General features: G+C 68.4%; 14 protein-coding genes. 8 read left to right on the top strand and 6 right to left on the bottom strand.

Features of this window, described 5'->3' with window-relative positions; genetic code table 11:
* Positions 1-51: 51 nt before the first annotated feature.
* Both pyk and ACLBYA_RS24285 read left to right on the top strand, forming a co-directional pair.
* Positions 52-1470: a pyruvate kinase gene (gene pyk / locus ACLBYA_RS24290; RefSeq protein WP_447712006.1), complete on the top strand. Its 1419-nt coding sequence runs from the start codon at positions 52-54 to the stop codon at positions 1468-1470.
* A gap of 12 nt (positions 1471-1482) precedes the next feature.
* Positions 1483-2349: an acyl-CoA thioesterase domain-containing protein gene (locus tag ACLBYA_RS24285; RefSeq protein WP_447712005.1), complete on the top strand. Its 867-nt coding sequence runs from the start codon at positions 1483-1485 to the stop codon at positions 2347-2349.
* Here ACLBYA_RS24285 and ACLBYA_RS24280 read toward each other — a convergent pair.
* The 6 genes from ACLBYA_RS24280 to ACLBYA_RS24255 all read right to left on the bottom strand — a co-directional run bounded on the left by ACLBYA_RS24280 (position 2346) and on the right by ACLBYA_RS24255 (position 9343).
* Complete coding sequence (locus tag ACLBYA_RS24280) at positions 2346-2777, bottom strand: DUF4190 domain-containing protein (protein ID WP_447712004.1); 432 nt, start codon at positions 2775-2777, stop codon at positions 2346-2348. The two genes, ACLBYA_RS24285 and ACLBYA_RS24280, sit on opposite strands and share 4 nt — an antisense overlap.
* A gap of 148 nt (positions 2778-2925) precedes the next feature.
* A complete protein-coding gene (locus ACLBYA_RS24275) occupies positions 2926-4461 on the bottom strand; it encodes an ATP-binding cassette domain-containing protein (protein WP_447712003.1) in 1536 nt (511 codons plus the stop codon).
* Complete coding sequence (gene cydD, locus ACLBYA_RS24270) at positions 4448-6052, bottom strand: thiol reductant ABC exporter subunit CydD (protein ID WP_447712051.1); 1605 nt, start codon at positions 6050-6052, stop codon at positions 4448-4450. The genes ACLBYA_RS24275 and cydD overlap by 14 nt, the downstream gene beginning before the upstream one ends.
* A gap of 38 nt (positions 6053-6090) precedes the next feature.
* The gene (gene cydB / locus ACLBYA_RS24265) at positions 6091-7140 is read right to left on the bottom strand and encodes a cytochrome d ubiquinol oxidase subunit II (RefSeq protein ID WP_447712002.1); all 1050 of its coding nucleotides are present in this window, start codon (positions 7138-7140) and stop codon (positions 6091-6093) included.
* A 10-nt stretch (positions 7141-7150) separates the two neighbouring features.
* Complete coding sequence (locus ACLBYA_RS24260; RefSeq protein WP_447712001.1) at positions 7151-8599, bottom strand: cytochrome ubiquinol oxidase subunit I; 1449 nt, start codon at positions 8597-8599, stop codon at positions 7151-7153.
* 96 nt (positions 8600-8695) lie between these two features.
* Positions 8696-9343: an HdeD family acid-resistance protein gene (locus ACLBYA_RS24255; RefSeq protein ID WP_447712000.1), complete on the bottom strand. Its 648-nt coding sequence runs from the start codon at positions 9341-9343 to the stop codon at positions 8696-8698.
* A 243-nt stretch (positions 9344-9586) separates the two neighbouring features.
* Here ACLBYA_RS24255 and ACLBYA_RS24250 point away from each other — a divergent pair, with 243 nt between their 5' ends.
* The 6 genes from ACLBYA_RS24250 to ACLBYA_RS24225 are packed head-to-tail and all read left to right on the top strand — an operon-like array spanning position 9587 to position 15929.
* Positions 9587-10504, top strand: a complete 918-nt coding sequence (locus ACLBYA_RS24250) for an ABC transporter substrate-binding protein (RefSeq protein ID WP_447711999.1) — start codon at positions 9587-9589, stop codon at positions 10502-10504.
* A 4-nt stretch (positions 10505-10508) separates the two neighbouring features.
* Positions 10509-11420: an amino acid ABC transporter permease gene (locus ACLBYA_RS24245; protein WP_447711998.1), complete on the top strand. Its 912-nt coding sequence runs from the start codon at positions 10509-10511 to the stop codon at positions 11418-11420.
* Positions 11421-11455: 35 nt separating this feature from the next.
* Positions 11456-12208 carry an amino acid ABC transporter ATP-binding protein gene (locus ACLBYA_RS24240; protein WP_447712050.1) on the top strand — a complete coding sequence of 251 codons (753 nt, stop codon included), beginning with the start codon at positions 11456-11458 and terminating at the stop codon, positions 12206-12208.
* A gap of 9 nt (positions 12209-12217) precedes the next feature.
* A complete protein-coding gene (macS, locus tag ACLBYA_RS24235; RefSeq protein ID WP_447711997.1) occupies positions 12218-13351 on the top strand; it encodes a MacS family sensor histidine kinase in 1134 nt (377 codons plus the stop codon).
* The gene (locus tag ACLBYA_RS24230; protein ID WP_447712049.1) at positions 13351-14001 is read left to right on the top strand and encodes a response regulator; all 651 of its coding nucleotides are present in this window, start codon (positions 13351-13353) and stop codon (positions 13999-14001) included. The genes macS and ACLBYA_RS24230 overlap by 1 nt, the downstream gene beginning before the upstream one ends.
* A gap of 53 nt (positions 14002-14054) precedes the next feature.
* Positions 14055-15929 (top strand): DUF2339 domain-containing protein, encoded by a 1875-nt coding sequence (locus tag ACLBYA_RS24225; protein WP_447711996.1) that lies wholly within the window; start codon positions 14055-14057, stop codon positions 15927-15929.
* Positions 15930-15955: the final 26 nt, after the last annotated feature.

The following is a 15955-nucleotide window of genomic DNA, read 5'->3' as shown; positions in this document are numbered from 1 at the left end:
AACCCCATCTGAATCGTCATCTGAATCGATCAACGACTATGCTCATGCGACGTGAGTAGACGCGGAAAAATCGTCTGTACCCTTGGTCCGGCAACGTCCACCGACGAGACGGTGCGCGACCTCGTCGAGGCCGGGATGGATGTCGCCCGGCTGAACTTCAGCCACGGCGACCATGCCGACCATGAGCTGTCCTACCAGCGTGTTCGGGCGGCATCGGATTCCACCGGCCGGGCCGTCGGCATCCTCGCCGACCTGCAGGGGCCCAAGATCCGACTGGGCCGGTTCAACACCGGCGCCACCCTGTGGCAGACCGGCGAGACGGTCCGGATCACCGTCGAGGACTGCATCGGCGTCCACGACCGGGTGTCCACCACCTACAAACAGCTGGCCCAGGATGCCCAACCCGGCGACCGCCTGCTGGTCGACGACGGCAACGTCGGGCTGGTCGTCGAGCACATCGACGGTAACGACGTCGTGTGCCAGGTCACCGAGGGTGGCCGGGTCAGCAACAACAAGGGCCTGTCGCTGCCCGGGATGAACGTCTCGGTGCCCGCTCTGTCCGAGAAGGACATCGCCGATCTGGAGTTCGCGCTGCGCCTCGGCGTCGACCTGGTGGCACTGTCCTTCGTCCGGTCACCCGCCGATATCGAGCTGGTGCACGAGGTGATGGACCGCGTCGGCCGCCGCGTCCCGGTGATCGCCAAGCTGGAGAAGCCCGAGGCCATCGAGAACCTCGAGGCGATCGTGCTGGCCTTCGACGCCATCATGGTCGCCCGCGGTGACCTGGGCGTGGAGCTCCCGCTCGAAGAGGTGCCGCTGGTGCAGAAGCGGGCCATCCAGATGGCCCGCGAGAACGCCAAGCCCGTCATCGTCGCCACCCAGATGCTGGAGTCGATGATCGAGAACTCCCGGCCCACCCGCGCGGAGGCCTCCGATGTCGCCAACGCGGTGCTCGACGGCGCCGACGCAGTGATGCTGTCCGGTGAGACCTCGGTCGGCAAGTACGCGCTGGAGGCGGTGCGCACCATGGCGCGCATCGTGCGGGCGGTCGAGTCCAACTCCACCGAGGCGCCACCGCTGACGCACGTCCCGCGCACCAAGCGCGGTGTCATCTCCTACGCCGCCCGCGATATCGGTGAGCGGCTGGAGGCCAAGGCGCTGGTCGCGTTCACCCAGTCCGGTGACACCGTGCGGCGGCTCGCCCGGCTGCACACCCCGCTGCCGCTGCTGGCCTTCACCGCACTGCCCGAGGTGCGCAGCCAGTTGGCACTGACCTGGGGCACCGAGACCTTCATCGTCCCGCACATGCAGACCACCGACGGCATGATCCGGCAGGTCGACCAGGCCCTGCTGGACCTCGGCCGTTACAAGCGCGGCGACCTGGTGGTCATCGTCGCAGGTGCGCCCCCGGGCACAGTAGGCTCGACCAACCTGATCCACGTACACCGGATCGGCGAGGACGACCACTAGGGAGGAACAGACTTGTCGGCAGAGCATCTCGAGGAACTGCTGACGGTCCTGGACCTCACGCCTGCAGGTACCGACAGTTTCACCGGTACCCACCCCAGCCGTAATCCGATCCGCACCTTCGGCGGCCAGATGATGGCGCAGGCCTTTGTGGCGGCCAGTCGCACGGTGTCGGCGAAGCTGCCGCCGAGCGCGCTGTCGATGCACTTCATCGCCGGCGGTGATCCCGCGAAAGACCTGGAATTCCAGGTCTTTCGGTTGCGTGACGAGCGTCGGTTCGCCAACCGCCGGGTCGACGTCACCCAGGACGGTGTGCTGTTGGGCACCGCGCTGGTATCGCACCTGGCCGGTGGGCGGGGGCTGGAACACAACGTTCCGGTACCTCAGGTGCCGGATCCGGACGGGCTGCCCACCATCGACGAGTTGCTGGTCGGCTACGAGGAGACGGTGCCGCTGTTCGTCGAGGCACTCAAACCCATCCAGTGGCGCTATACCAACGATCCGGCCTGGGTCATGCGGGACAAGGGCGGCCGCCTGGAGCACAACCGGGTGTGGATGACCGCCGAGGCGCCGATGCCCGACGATCCGGTGCTACATGCGGCGGCGCTGGTCTATTCGTCGGACACCACGGTGCTGGACTCGATCATCACCACCCATGGTCTGTCCTGGGGTCATGACCGGATCTTCGCCGTCACCATGAACCACTCGGTGTGGTTCCACCGGCCCATCCGGTTCGACGAGTGGGTGCTGTACTCCACGACCTCGCCGGTGGCCGCCGATTCCCGCGGGCTCAGCAATGGACACTTCTTCAACACCGATGGTGAGGTGCTGGCCACCGTCGTGCAGGAGGGGATCGTCAAACACTTCCCGAGTGGCGGTTAGGGACGCGCGGCACCCAGTCCGGACAATCCCTCGATGCGGTCGCGGAACTCGTTCTCGCACTGCTGTTGGGCAGTCCGGTCGGTGTAGGCCGACTCCATGCACGTGACGTAGTCACCCACCCCGGCGTCGCCGAGGAAACCCGCCCAGATCGGGACGGCGACGATCCCGACGACGACGGCCAGGGCGCCCAGCCCGATGGCTGCGGCGGCGATCGGGCCGTTGTCGGCCTCACCGCGCCGGGCCCGGCCGCGACCGGCGAAACCGAACACCACGGCCAGGATTCCGCCGACGATGCCACCGAGGACACTCCACGAGAAGGCCAGTGCGGCAACCGCGGTCAGCAGAGCCCCGGTACCCACACCGTTGCGTGGCCCGGCCGCGGGCGGGCCTGGCTGCGGTGGCGCCGACAGGTAGGGCGGGTGCGACATGGGAGAAAGATTACCTGCGGTGCGGTGCGCTTCAGATCGACACCGGATCGCACCGTCTATCGCCCCGGCTTCAGGCAAGTTCGCTTGCCGCGCTACCTGGCTGTAGTCACGTAGACAAATCGACACGCGAAAACGGCTGCAGCGGGTATCAACCGCGCACCGACTCCGGCCGGATGGTCGCGCAGTCGAGGTGCTCGGGCAGATGGTGGGTGGCCACCACCACGGTCCGGTCGGCGGCGAACATCCCGCCGGGGGTGAGCAGCGCGGTGATGATCCGGTCGCTGTCGCGCTCGTCGAGATGCTCGGTCGGCTCGTCGAGCAGCACGATCGGGAAGTCGGTGATGAGCGCGCGGGCGAGCAGCAGCCGCCGCCGCTGCCCGGCCGATACGGCGGCCGCCCCACCGGTGAGGACGGTGTCCAGGCCCTCGGGCAGCCCCGCCAGCCAGTCGTCGAGCCCCACCTCACCGAGGGCGGCCAGCAGCTCGGCGTCGTCGGCGTCACCTCGCCCGACCAGTAGGTTGTCCCGCACGGTGGTGTCGAACAGATGCGCGTCCTCGGCGAAAAAGGCCGCGGTGACCGGCGATTCGGGATATCTGCGGGCAAGTTCCATCAGCAGGGTGGTCTTGCCGCAACCGCTGGGCCCGACGATCGCCAGCCGGTCAGCGGTGCCCAGCGGCACCGTGTCCACGGTCGGGCGGCTGCGGGCGCCGGGGTCGGGCGCGCTCAGGTCGGCCAGCGTGGCTGCGGCCAGCCGGGCACGCACCAGTGCCGCGGCGGCGCCGGGCAGCGCGGTGGTCGCCTCGAACGCCGACAACGGCAGCAGCATCAGGATCGCCAGCGATGTCGGCGCGGTGTGATCGGCCAGCAGAATGCCGATGACCACCGCGCCGAGCACCGCCACACCGAGGGCCGCGGTGGACACCGCGGCCGCGGTGGCGGACGGTGCCGCCGCCCGGTCCTCGGCGTGACCGAGCTCGCGGTGTTCGCGTTCGGATGCGCTGATCACCTCGTCGAGCCGGCCCGCGACGCGCAGTTCGGCCGCATGCTCCAGGGCGATCAGGGTGGCGCTGTCCCGTGCGCCGTGGTGCCGGGTCGCCACCGCCTCGGTTGCCCCGGCGGCGCGCCCGGCCAGCCACGGCGCCAGCGCCCCGGCGATCAGCAGGCTGATCGCAAGCACCAGCGCGGCGGCCGGCGAGATCAGAGCGATGACGCCGACGGCCGCCACCGACAACACCACCGCGACGCAGATCGGCAGCACCGCCCGCACCAGCATGTCGGCCACCTGATCGACCGAATTGCCGACCCGCGACACCAGATCACCGCTGTGCAAGCGCAATACGGCCTCCGGCGGGGCGTCGGCCAGCCGGCGATAGAGGCCCACCCGGGCGTGCCCGGCCGCCCGCAGCGCCACATCGTGGATGGCGAGGCGCTCGCAGTAGCTGAACACGCCGCGCGAGATGCCCAGGGCGCGGACCGCGACCACGGCAACCGTGAGGTCCAGCACCGGGGGCATCTGCCAGGCCCGCGTGATCAGCCAGGCCGCGACGGTGGCCAGGGCCAGCGCGCTGCCGAGCGCCAGCGTGCCGAACAGCACCGCCAGCAACAGTCGGGGCAGGCGCGGCCGCAGCAGGTTGAACATCTCACGGTTGGACATCTCACGGTTGGACATCTCACGGTTGGACATCGACCAGACCTCCCAGCCGGATCACCTGATCGCCGATCGCCAGCACCGGGGCCCGATGGCCGATGACCACCACGGTGGCACCGGCGCGGGCACGCGCGGTGATCGATTCCAGGACCAGGGTTTCGGCGTCGGCGTCCAGATGCGCGGTCGGCTCGTCGAGCAGCAGCACCGGGGCGGCCGACCCGAGTGCGCGCGCCAGGCCGAGTCGCTGCCGCTGTCCCAGTGACAGTCCGGTACCGCCGCGCCCGATCACGGTGTCCAGGCCATCTGGCAGCGTGGCCAGTACGCTGGCGAAACCCGCTGCCCGGCAGGCGGTGTCGATATCGTCGAGCGGACCGAGCAGTTCGAGGTTGCTGCGTACCGTGCCGGGCAGCAGCACCGGACGCTGCGGCAACCAGGCCACTCGCGTCCACCACTGCGCCAGATCCAATTCGGCGATGTCGACACCGTCGATCCGCACCTGCCCGGCGTCGGGGGAGACCAGCCCGAGCACCGTCGCGGCGGCCGTGCTCTTGCCGGTGCCGTTGGGTCCGGTGAGCACGGTGACCCGGCCGGGCCGGATATCGGCGGTGAGCCCGTCCGGTGCGGCACCGTCGCGGCCCAGCACGCTCACCCGATCCAACGTGATCGCGATCGCGGACTCGGGCACCCGACGGGTGCCGGCAGGGGGTGCGGGTGCCGATTCCAGCAGGGCCAGCGCGGCATCGGCGGCGGCCTTACCGTCCTGGGCGGCGTGGAACTGCACGCCGACGCGGCGCAACGGCCAGAACACCTCGGGAGCCAACAGCAGCGCGGTCAGTGCCGCCACCAGGGTCATCTCGCCGAACACCAGACGTAGCCCCACATTGACCGCCACCAGTGCGACCCCCAAGGTGGCGATCAGCTCCAGCACCGCGGCCGACAGGAAGGCGATCCGCAGCGTCTCCATGGCCGAACGGCGGTGTGCGGCAGACAGGGTCGCGATGCGATCGGCGGGTCCGCCGGCGCGCCCCAGCGCCCGCAGGGTCGGCAGGCCGGCGACCAGGTCCAGCAGCCGCGACTGCAGTGTCGTCATGGCGGTCAGCGCGGCGGCCGAGCGGTCGGCGGTGAGTTTGCCGATCAGCACCATGAACAACGGGATCAACGGCAGCGCCACCGCGACCACGGCGGCGGCCTGCAGATCGGCGACGGCGATGACGACAACCGTTGCGGGGGTGAGGATGCCGGCCAGCACCACGGTGGGCAGATAACCGGTGAAATACGGTCGCAGGCCGTCGAGTCCACGGGTCACGACCACCGTCGCCTCGCCGAGCACCTGCTGGCGGCGGTGTGGCGGCATTGCGGTCACGGTGCGTAGTACCCGGGCGGACAGGTCGCCGATCGCGGCGGTCGCCGCCCGCTGGCTCAGCGTGGCCTGAAGTCGTTGTGCGAGCACCCGAATGGTCCACACCACCACCAGGGCCCACAGGTGGGTGTTCCATTGGCCCAGGGTGCGGGTGGCCGGGTCGGTGATGATGCCGGCGACGATCTGGGCAAGTATCACCGCCGACGCGATGGTGGCCGCGGCGATGATGACGCCGTAGGCCACCATCGCCGCGAGGTAGCGACGGATGCCCGGGGTCGGGGGTAGTCCGGCGGCTGGGCGCGGAGTCACGGTATACGCGGTGACAGACCCGCGGGATCCGGAATCCGGTCGGCCGAGATACGTTGCCGGAACACCCAGTACGTCCACCCCTGGTAGACCAGCACCAGCGGGGTGACCAGCAGGGCTGCCCAGGTCATGATCTGCAGCGTGTACGGCGAGGACGAGGCGTTCTCGATCGTCAGACTCCACGCCGGGTCCAGGGTCGAGGGGATCAGGTCCGGGTACAGGCTGCCGAACAGCAGGGTCACCACGGTGGTCACGACGGCGGTGGTGAGTGCGAAGGCCCAGCCGTCACCGCCGTCGGACAGCACCAGCATGACCACACTGAGTTGGCAGACCACCGCGACACCGAGCACGATCCAGGTCCAGTGGGTGCCGTAGGCGAGTTGGGTCCACAACCCGAAGCCGCCGACGGCGGCGGTCACCGGCAGCGCCAGCCGGGTGGCGTAGCGACGGGCTTCGACGCGTACCGCTCCTTCGGTTTTCAGTGCGATGAAGACGGCGCCGTGCAGTAGGAACAGCCCGCAGGTCGCCACCCCGCCGAGCAGCGTGTAGGGATTGAGCACATCGCCGAAGCCAAGGTCGATCTGATGGTCGGCGTCGACGGGCAGACCACGCAGCAGCGAGGCGAAGGCGACACCCCACAGCACCGCGGGCACCCAGGACCCGACCGCGATCCCGATATCGGCCCAGCGGCGCCACTGCGGGTCGTTGACCTTGCCGCGCCATTCGATGGCACAGATACGCACGATCATGGCGAACAGGATGGCCAGCAAGGGCATGTACAGCCCGGAGAACATGGTCGCGTACATGCCCGGAAAGGCCGCGAACATCGCGCCGCCGGCGGTGATCAGCCAGACCTCGTTACCGTCCCAGACCGGGCCGATGGTGTTGAGCACCGCGCGGCGGTGCTTCTCGGGGTCACCCCCGACGCGGGCGGCGGAACGTCCGAAGAAGGCCATCAGCATGCCGACCCCGAAGTCGAAGCCCTCCAGCACCAGGAAGCCGACGAACAGCACGGCCAGGGTGATGAACCAGAAGATCTGAAGGTCCATGGCGCGCCTCCTAATACGCGAACGAGAGCGGTTTGACCTCGTCCTCACCGGGTGGTGTCGGTGGGATGGGTTCGGTGTCGTGTTCCAGTGGGCCCTCGACCACATAGCGGCGGATCAGCCAGAACCAGATGACCGCCAGCACGGCGTAGATCGCGGTGAACACCACCAGCGAGGTCAGCACGGTGGCCACCGAGTGGTCGGAGACGCCCTGGGACACCGTCAGTCGCAGCACCGGATCGCCGGTCGGGTTGGGGGCCACCACCCAGGGTTGGCGGCCCATCTCGGTGAACACCCACCCGGCGCTGTTGGCCAGGAACGGGGTGGGCAGTGTCACCAGGGCGAACCAGCCCAGCCAGCGCTGCCGGGGGATCCGGCCGCCGCGTGTCATCCACAGCGCGGTCAACGCGAAAAGCATTGGCACCGCCATGAACCCGATCATGGCGCGGAAGGACCAGTAGGTGACGAACAGGTTCGGCCGGTAGTCCCCCGGACCGAACTTCTGCTCGTAGGAGGCCTGCAGGTCCTGCACACCCTGTAGTTCCACCCCGGTGAACTTGCCCTCGGCCAGGAACGGCAGCACGTAGGGCACCTCGATGAGGTGGGTGACGCTGTCGCAGTTGTTGTGCGTCCCGACTGTCAGGATGGAGAAGTAGGGATCGGTCTCGGTGTGGCACAACGATTCGGCCGAGGCCATCTTCATCGGCTGCTGCTGGAACATCAGCTTGCCCTGGACGTCACCGGTGTAGGCCAGCGCAGCGGCCGAGATGAAGGCGACGATGCACCCCAGGATCGCGGCGGGCCGGTGCATGGTCCGTGCGTCCTCGCCGTCGGGGTTGCGCACCATCCACCAGGTGCAGACACCGGCTACGAAGGTGCCGGCGACCAGGAACGCGCCGGCGACGGCGTGCGGGAAGGCCGCCAGCGCAGTGTTGTTGGTGAACAGTTCGACGATGCTGGTCAACTCGGCGCGGCCGGTCTCCGGGTTGTAGCGCGCGCCGACCGGGTGCTGCATGAACGAGTTGGCGGCGATGATGAAGAAGGCCGAGGCGTTCACGGCCAGGGCCACGATCCAGATGCAGGCCAGGTGAACCAGTTTCGGCAGCCGGGTCCAGCCGAAGATCCACAGCCCGAGGAAGGTCGATTCGAAGAAGAACGCGATCAGCCCTTCCATGGCCAACGGCGCACCGAACACGTCACCGACGAAGCGGGAGTATTCGCTCCAGTTCATTCCGAACTGGAATTCCTGCACGATGCCAGTGGCCACGCCGAGGGCGAAGTTGATCAGGAAGAGCTTGCCGAAGAACCGCGTCAACCGATACCAGGCGGGGTTGTCGGTGATCACCCAGATGGTCTGGAACACCGCGATGAGCGGTGCCAGACCGATCGTGAGCGGCACGAAGATGAAGTGGTACACGGTGGTGATCCCGAACTGCCACCGTGCGACGTCCAACGCGTCCATATGCACCATCTCCCGGGCTGCGGGTTGAGCTCCGTTGCTCGACTACGACAGAGTGTAGTAGACCTCCGGTCCGCACGCGCGGGATCGTGGTGCGGATTACTTCGATTCGACGGGCGCGGCGGGGGCAGCGGGTTCGGTCGGCTCGGCCGGCGGTGCTGCCGGCGCGGCAGGCGCAGCCGGTGCCGGTTCGTCGAGCTTCTTCGACGTCGACCGGATGCCGAACGCGGTGGCGATCTCCATGACGCCGATGACGATCAGCCAGATGCCGGTGACCAGTGCCAGCGTGCCGATCGACTCGAACGGCGAGGCCAGCACCACGATGCCGGCGATCAGGCTGATCACACCGAGGAAGATGTTCCAGCCACGGCCGGGCAGCGTCGGATCGCTGATCGCCGAAACGGCGGTCGCCACGCCGCGGAAGATGAAGCCGATACCGACCCAGATGGCCAGTAGCAGCACGGCACTGCCCAACTGGCGGAAGGCCAGTACACCCAGCACCACCGAGGCCGCACCGCTGATGAACAGCAACACCCGGCCACCGGCCGAGACATGCAGGCTGAACGCGAAGACCACCTGGGCGATACCGGTCACCAGCAGATAGGCGCCGAAGAAGATCGCCGCCACCAGCACCGAGATACCCGGCCAGGCCACCACGGCGATGCCCAGACCGGTGGCCAGTACGCCGGAGACCAGGGTCGACTTCCACAGGTGCTGCAACAGGCTTGGGGGAGCAGGGGTTTGCATGGGCAAAGTGTTTCACATGGCGTGGCCGGCGCGCCCTATATTGACGGTTCGGTCAGGGTGTGCCGCGGACCGGCCAAACGGCCACGACACCGGCCAGATGCGCGTTCCCCTGCCTCCACGTTACGGCTCCACTACTGTTCCGTTACCGGCGCTGCGCGCTGGATCATCGGTCGTTAACGTCCTTGGCTGGAGATGTCCACGGACAGACCGTGACGGCTCGGAAAGAGAAAGTAGAGGCAAACCGTGTTGGGTGGAATCCAAGACCGCCGGACCAAAGTCTGGCGCATCGCGGCCCTGTTCGCCGCGACGGGCGCCCTGGCCCTGTCGGGCTGTTCGAGCTCGGAACCGAGCGGTGGTGAAGAGTCCCCGACGGCGGCCGCACCGGCCGAGGCCGTGGAGGAGATCGCCAACACCGTCCCGGAGGCCATCAAGGCGTCCGGCAAGTTGATCATCGGTGTCAACATCCCTTACGCACCGAACGAGTTCAAGGACGAGTCCGGCGAGATCGTCGGCTTCGACGTCGACCTGATGAACGCCGTCGCCGGCACCCTGGGCCTGGAGCCCGAGTACCGCGAGGCCGACTTCGCCAAGATCATCCCGTCGATCCAGGGCGGCACATTCAACGTGGGTATGTCGTCGTTCACCGACACGAAAGAGCGTGAGCAGCAGGTCGACTTCGTCACCTACTTCTCCGCGGGCACGCTGTGGGCCCAACCTGCCGGTGGCTCCGTCAACCCGGAGGATGCCTGCGGCAAGAAGGTCGCTGTGCAGGCAACCACCTACCAGGAAACCGATGAGTTGCCGGCAAAGAGTGCCAAGTGTGTCGCCGAGGGCAAGCCGGCCATCGAGATCGTGCCGTTCGACAGCCAGGACGCCGCCACCAACGCCGTCGTCCTCGGCCAGGCCGAGGCGATGTCGGCGGATTCGCCGGTGACGCTGTACGCGATCAAGCAGACCGGCGGCAAGCTGGAGCAGGCCGGCGAGACGTTCGAGGCCGCCCCCTACGGCTGGCCGGTAGAGAAGGGCTCGCCGCTGGCACAGTCGCTGCTGCAGGCGCTCGAGCATCTGATCGAAAGTGGCAAGTACAAGGAGATCGCCGCGAACTGGGGCCTCGAAGAGGGCATGATCGACAAGCCCGTGATCAACGGCGCGGTGTCCTGACACGATGACTGATGCCGGTACGCCGCCGCAATCCATCGACGCGGTGCCTCTGCGTCACCCCGTCCGGTGGGCGGCGGCGGCCGTCATCATCATCCTGGTCGGCCTGTTCGTCTGGGGCGCGGCCACCAACCCGGCCTACGGGTGGTCGACGTTCGGCGAGTACTTCTTTCACGAGCGCATCCTGCTGGGGGTCTTCAACACCCTGCAGCTGACCGTCTATTCGATGGTCATCGGCGTGGTTCTGGGTGTGATCCTGACGGTGATGCGACTGTCGGACAACCCGGTGCTGAGCTCGGTGGCCTGGGTGTTCCTGTGGATCTTCCGTGGCACCCCGGTCTACGTGCAGCTGGCGATCTGGGGGCTGGTTCCCACCATCTACAAGAACCTGCAGCTCGGTGTGCCGTTCGGCCCGTCCTTCTTTCACATCGATCTGCAGAACTTCGCATTCCCGTTCGTCCTGGCGGTCATCGGATTGGCGCTCAACGAGGCCGCGTACATGGCCGAGATCGTGCGGGCCGGCATCCTGTCGGTTCCGGAAGGTCAGTTGGAGGCGTCCACCGCGCTGGGCATGTCCTGGGGGCTGGCGATGCGTCGCACGGTGCTGCCGCAGGCCATGCGGGTCATCATCCCGCCCACCGGCAACGAACTGATCAGTCTGCTGAAGACCACCTCGCTGGTGACCGCCGTACCCTATGCCTTCGACCTCTACAGCATCGCGGCGCGTGAGATCGCCGCCCGCATCTTCGAACCGGTGCCGCTGCTGTTGGTCGCGGCCGCGTGGTACCTGATCATCACCAGCATCCTGATGGTCGGCCAGTTCTATCTGGAGCGCTACTTCGCCCGGGGGGCCTCACGCAAGCTGAGCCCCAAACAGCTTGAGGCGCTTGCCAAGGCGCAGATTGGTACAACGGCGTGACTGGATCTTCGCCCTCCGGCGGTGCAACCGAACCGATGGTCAAGGCCGAGCTCGTCTGCAAGGACTTCGGCGCCCTCAAGGTGCTCAAGGGCATCACGCTGGAGGTGCAGAAGGGCCAGGTGCTGGTGCTCGTGGGGCCCTCGGGTTCCGGTAAGTCGACCTTCCTGCGCTGTATCAACCACCTGGAGACCGTCAGCGCGGGCCGGCTCTACGTCGACGGCACACTGGTCGGCTACCACGAGCGCGGCGGCAAACTGCACGAGATGAAACCCCGCGATGTCGCCAAGCAGCGCCGCGATGTCGGCATGGTGTTCCAGCATTTCAATCTCTTCCCGCACCGCACCGCGCTGGGCAATGTCATCGAGGCGCCCACCCAGGTGAAGGGCCAGAACAAGAAGCAGGCCACCGAGCGCGCGATGGATCTGCTCGGCCAGGTCGGGCTGGCCGACAAGGCCCGCGCCTACCCGGCCCAATTGTCCGGCGGGCAGCAGCAGCGGGTGGCGATCGCGCGGGCCCTGGCCATGAGTCCCAAGCTGATGCTCTTCGACGAGCCGACCTCGGCGCTGGACCCGGAACTGGTCGGCGAGGTGCTGGCGGTCATGAAGAAGCTGGCCTCGGAAGGAATGACGATGGTGGTGGTGACCCACGAGATGGGATTCGCCCGCGAGGTCGCCGACGAGCTGGTGTTCATGGACGGCGGTGTCGTCGTCGAGCGCGGTGATCCGACCGAGGTGATGAGCAATCCTCAGCACGACCGCACGAAAGCCTTTCTGTCCAAGGTGATGTAGGCCCATATCGTGGTGAACGACCCGGCGGCCCCGCTGTGGCGCGCCGCGCAGGTGTTCCGGCTGCTCAGTTGGGGCTACGCGCTGTACTTCCAGGTGTCCAAGAATCACGAGCTGGACCGGCCGGTGCTCGGCTGGGTGCTGTTCGCGGTGCTGACGGCGTGGACGGTCGCCTGCGGGCTGGCGTATCTACAGGGGTTCGGGCGGCGTCGCGCCTGGGTGATCGCCGAGTCCGCCGCTGTGGTGGTGTTGATGGCGTCTACCGTCCTGGTCGCCTCGGAGCAGTGGACGCTGGCCAACCAGTCCTGGCCCACCACACTGTGGGCCACCAACGCGGTGGTGTCCGCGGCCATCCTGGCCGGCCCGGCCGCCGGAATGGTGATGGGTCTGGTCGTGATGGGCACCGCCGCGGCGCTCAAGGGGGCGATCGCGGTCGACCTGGTGCGCAGCCCGACGATCCTGATCGAGCTCGCCGTCGGGCTGGCGGTGGGGATGGCGGCCGGAACCGCGCGGCGCGCACACGCCGAACTCGAGCAGGCGACCCGGCTCAGCGCAGCGCTGGCCGAGCGGGAACGACTGTCCCGGCATGTGCACGACGGGGTGATGCAGGTGCTTGCGATGGTGGCCCGCCGTGGTCGCGAGATCGGCGGGCCGACAGCCGAACTGGCAGAGGCGGCGGGCGAGCAGGAACGGGCGCTGCGGCGGCTGCTGAGCGCCGAGGACACTGTCGTGGCGGCGGTGGCGGCCAGTGATCTCGGTGCGATGCTGCGTCGGCACGCATCTGACCGGGTGTCGGTGAGCGTGCCCGCCGCGGCGGTGCACCTCGACGATGTGGTGGCCGCCGAACTGGAGGCCGCGGTGGTCAATGCGCTGACCAATGTGGACCGACATGCCGGTCCGAACACCCGGGCCTACATCCTGCTGGAGGATCTCGGTGATGAGGTGGTGGTCAGCATTCGTGATGACGGGCCTGGCATACCGGAGGGCAGGCTGGCGACGGCGGCCGGGGAGGGACGGGTGGGCGTGAGCAAGTCGATTCGCGGCCGGATGGCCGCGCTGGGCGGTCGGGCGGTGTTGACCAGTCCGCCGGAAGGGGGCACCGAGTGGGAACTGAGTGTGCCCCGACGGACCGGGCCGCAGCGCTGATGCCGACGGTGATGGTGGTCGACGATCACCCGATCTGGCGGGATGCGGTGGCGCGGGATCTGGCCGATGACGGATTCGAGGTGGTGGCCACCGCCGACGGGGTGGCCAGTGCGCGCCGCCGGGCCGAGGTCGTCCGACCCGATGTGGTGGTGATGGACATGCGGTTGGCCGACGGGACCGGCGCGCAGGCCTGCGTCGAGGTGCTGACGGTATCACCGGCCTCGCGCATCCTGGTGTTGTCGGCATCCGACGAACGGGCCGACGTGCTCGACGCGGTGAAGGCCGGCGCCACCGGATACCTGGTCAAGAGTGCATCGAAAGCCGAACTGGGCGAAGCGGTTCGGGCCACCGCGGCCGGCCGGGCGGTGTTCACCCCCGGATTGGCCGGGCTGGTGCTCGGCGAATACCGGCGTATCGCCGCCGAGCCGGTCGCCGACACCGCCGGACCGCCGGCGCCGAGTCTGACCGACCGGGAGACCGAGATCCTGCGGCATGTGGCGAAGGGATTGACCGCCAAGCAGATCGCCGAGCGGCTCTCGCTGAGCCATCGCACGGTGGAGAACCATGTGCAGGCCACGTTCCGCAAACTGCAGGTCGCCAACCGGGTCGAGCTCACCCGATACGCGATCGAACACGGACTCGACCAGTAATGGAGTAGTCCTACTCATCCGATTTCGGGTCCGGTTGCGCGACGATGTCAGCCATGACCGAACCGCAGCAGGTGCTCACGCGATTGTCCGCCGAGTTCGTGGCGATGTCGCAACAGTTGGCCCGGGCCTCGGCCGAGTTGACACAATTGTCCTCGGCCATGATTCCCGCGGCTCCTGTGACTCCGGCAGCGCCGCCGGCGCAACCAGCGGCCTGGACCTACGCGCAATACCAGCAGTACTACGCGCAGTACCCGCAGTACGCCCAGCATGCGTACCGCTACTCACAAACACCGCCGCAACCGCAGCCGAGCCCGGTCGCGCAGGCAGCCCCGATGCCGGCGGCCCCAGCCCCGGCACAGTCGCCGCGGCAGCGATCGCAGAACTGGATCGGTAAGGCGCTGGCCGCCGCAGGGGTCGCGGTCACCCTCATCGGTGTGGTGCTGCTGGTCGTACTGGCCGCCCAGGCCGGGCTGCTCGCCCCGCCGGTACGGGTGGCGGCCGGCGCCGTGCTGGCGGCCGGTCTGGTGGGTGCTGCCTTCTGGCTCAACCGGCGACCGGGCGGGCGCGTCGGTGCCATCGCCTTGGCGGCCACCGGTATCGCCACCGCTTATATCGACGTCGTCGCGATCACCACCATCTACGGCTGGGTGGCGCCCGCGGTCGGTCTGGTGGTCTCCGCGGCGATCGCCGGCGGCGGGCTCATGCTGGCCCGGCGGTGGAACTCCGAGCAACTCGGCCTGCTGGTGCTGGTACCGCTGACGGTGCTGGCGCCGGTGGTGGTCGGCGATGTCGACCTGCTGCTCATCGCGTTCATGCTCGCGCTGTCGGCAGCCACCCTGCCGGTCCAACTGGGACGGGACTGGACGTGGATGTTCGCGGCGCGCACAGCCGCGGCCAGTGGGTCGGTGTTCCTTGCGTTGATCGGCGCGACCTTCGGCTCCGGCGAGCATCCGTGGCTGGCCGGTGCGACGGCGCTGGCCGCGGTGCTGGCCATCGGATCGGCGTTGATCCTGTTGCCGCACAGCGCACACCGGACCTGGCTCGCGGTATTGGCCGCCGCCGGAGCGCTGCCGCTGCTGGCGGTGTCGGTGGCGGTGGACCGCATCATCGCGGCGCTGATGATCGCCGCGTTGTCGGCGGCCGTGCTGGCCGCCGTGCTCTTGGGCGACCGGATTCCGGGGATGGCCGGTCCGGTCCGCCAGGTGTGGTCGGCGCTCGCCGCGGTGGCGGCGTTGGTCGCCGTCGGGGTCGGATTCGACGGGGCCGCCGCCGGACCGCTGCTGCTGACACTGGCCGTCGTCGTCGCGGTTGCCGGCCGGCACAGCGGCACGGCGCAGCTCGCCGCGCTGCTGTTCGGCGCCGTCGGCGGCCTGTATTACCTCGACATCGCGGGTCCTGAGACGCTGACGACGGCCACCGAACTGGCTGTCCCGGAAGCGGTTTCGGTACTGGTCTGCAGCGTGCTGGTGGTGCTGTACGCGCTCGTGCAGGCTTGGTCGTCGAGTCGGGCGAGCGATGCCGACACCGGCCGGATCCTGCTCGCCGGCGCGGCGGTGCTGTCGGCCTACGCGGTCACCGTCTTCACCGTCACCGCCGGGGTGCTCATCGGTGGCACAGGTGGCGGATTCCTGGCCGGGCACATGGTGGCGACGATCTGCTGGATCGCGCTGGCCGCCGCGCTGTTCTGGTATGCCGCCCGACTGGGCCGGGCCGACCGCTCGGTGTTGATCGGCGGTGGCATGGCGCTGGTGGCGGCCGCGGTGGCCAAGCTGTTCCTGTTCGACCTGGGCACCCTCGACGGCATCTTTCGGGTCGCGGTGTTCATCGTCACCGGTCTGGTGCTGCTGGGGATGGGGGCGGGCTACGCCCGCATCCTCACCCAGCAGGACCAGCAGCGCGGCGAAGAAATCGGCTCAAATCTGGAATGATTCCAGAAAATGCCTCGTTGAATCGA

This window comes from Mycobacterium sp. C31M (assembly GCF_053345865.1).
This window is presented reverse-complemented; position numbering and strand designations above follow the sequence as displayed.

Bases quoted from the DNA above. Each gene is read 5' to 3' on its own strand.
- ACLBYA_RS24230 (WP_447712049.1), top strand. From the start codon at position 13,351: ATGCCGACGGTGATGGTGGTCGACGATCACCCGATCTGGCGGGATGCG.
- ACLBYA_RS24225 (WP_447711996.1), top strand. From the start codon at position 14,055: ATGACCGAACCGCAGCAGGTGCTCACGCGATTGTCCGCCGAGTTCGTG.
- ACLBYA_RS24280 (WP_447712004.1), bottom strand. From the start codon at position 2,777: ATGTCGCACCCGCCCTACCTGTCGGCGCCACCGCAGCCAGGCCCGCCC.
- ACLBYA_RS24260 (WP_447712001.1), bottom strand. From the start codon at position 8,599: ATGGACGCGTTGGACGTCGCACGGTGGCAGTTCGGGATCACCACCGTG.
- ACLBYA_RS24255 (WP_447712000.1), bottom strand. From the start codon at position 9,343: ATGCAAACCCCTGCTCCCCCAAGCCTGTTGCAGCACCTGTGGAAGTCG.
- cydB (WP_447712002.1), bottom strand. From the start codon at position 7,140: ATGGACCTTCAGATCTTCTGGTTCATCACCCTGGCCGTGCTGTTCGTC.
- ACLBYA_RS24245 (WP_447711998.1), top strand. From the start codon at position 10,509: ATGACTGATGCCGGTACGCCGCCGCAATCCATCGACGCGGTGCCTCTG.
- ACLBYA_RS24240 (WP_447712050.1), top strand. From the start codon at position 11,456: ATGGTCAAGGCCGAGCTCGTCTGCAAGGACTTCGGCGCCCTCAAGGTG.
- ACLBYA_RS24275 (WP_447712003.1), bottom strand. From the start codon at position 4,461: ATGTCCAACCGTGAGATGTCCAACCGTGAGATGTCCAACCGTGAGATG.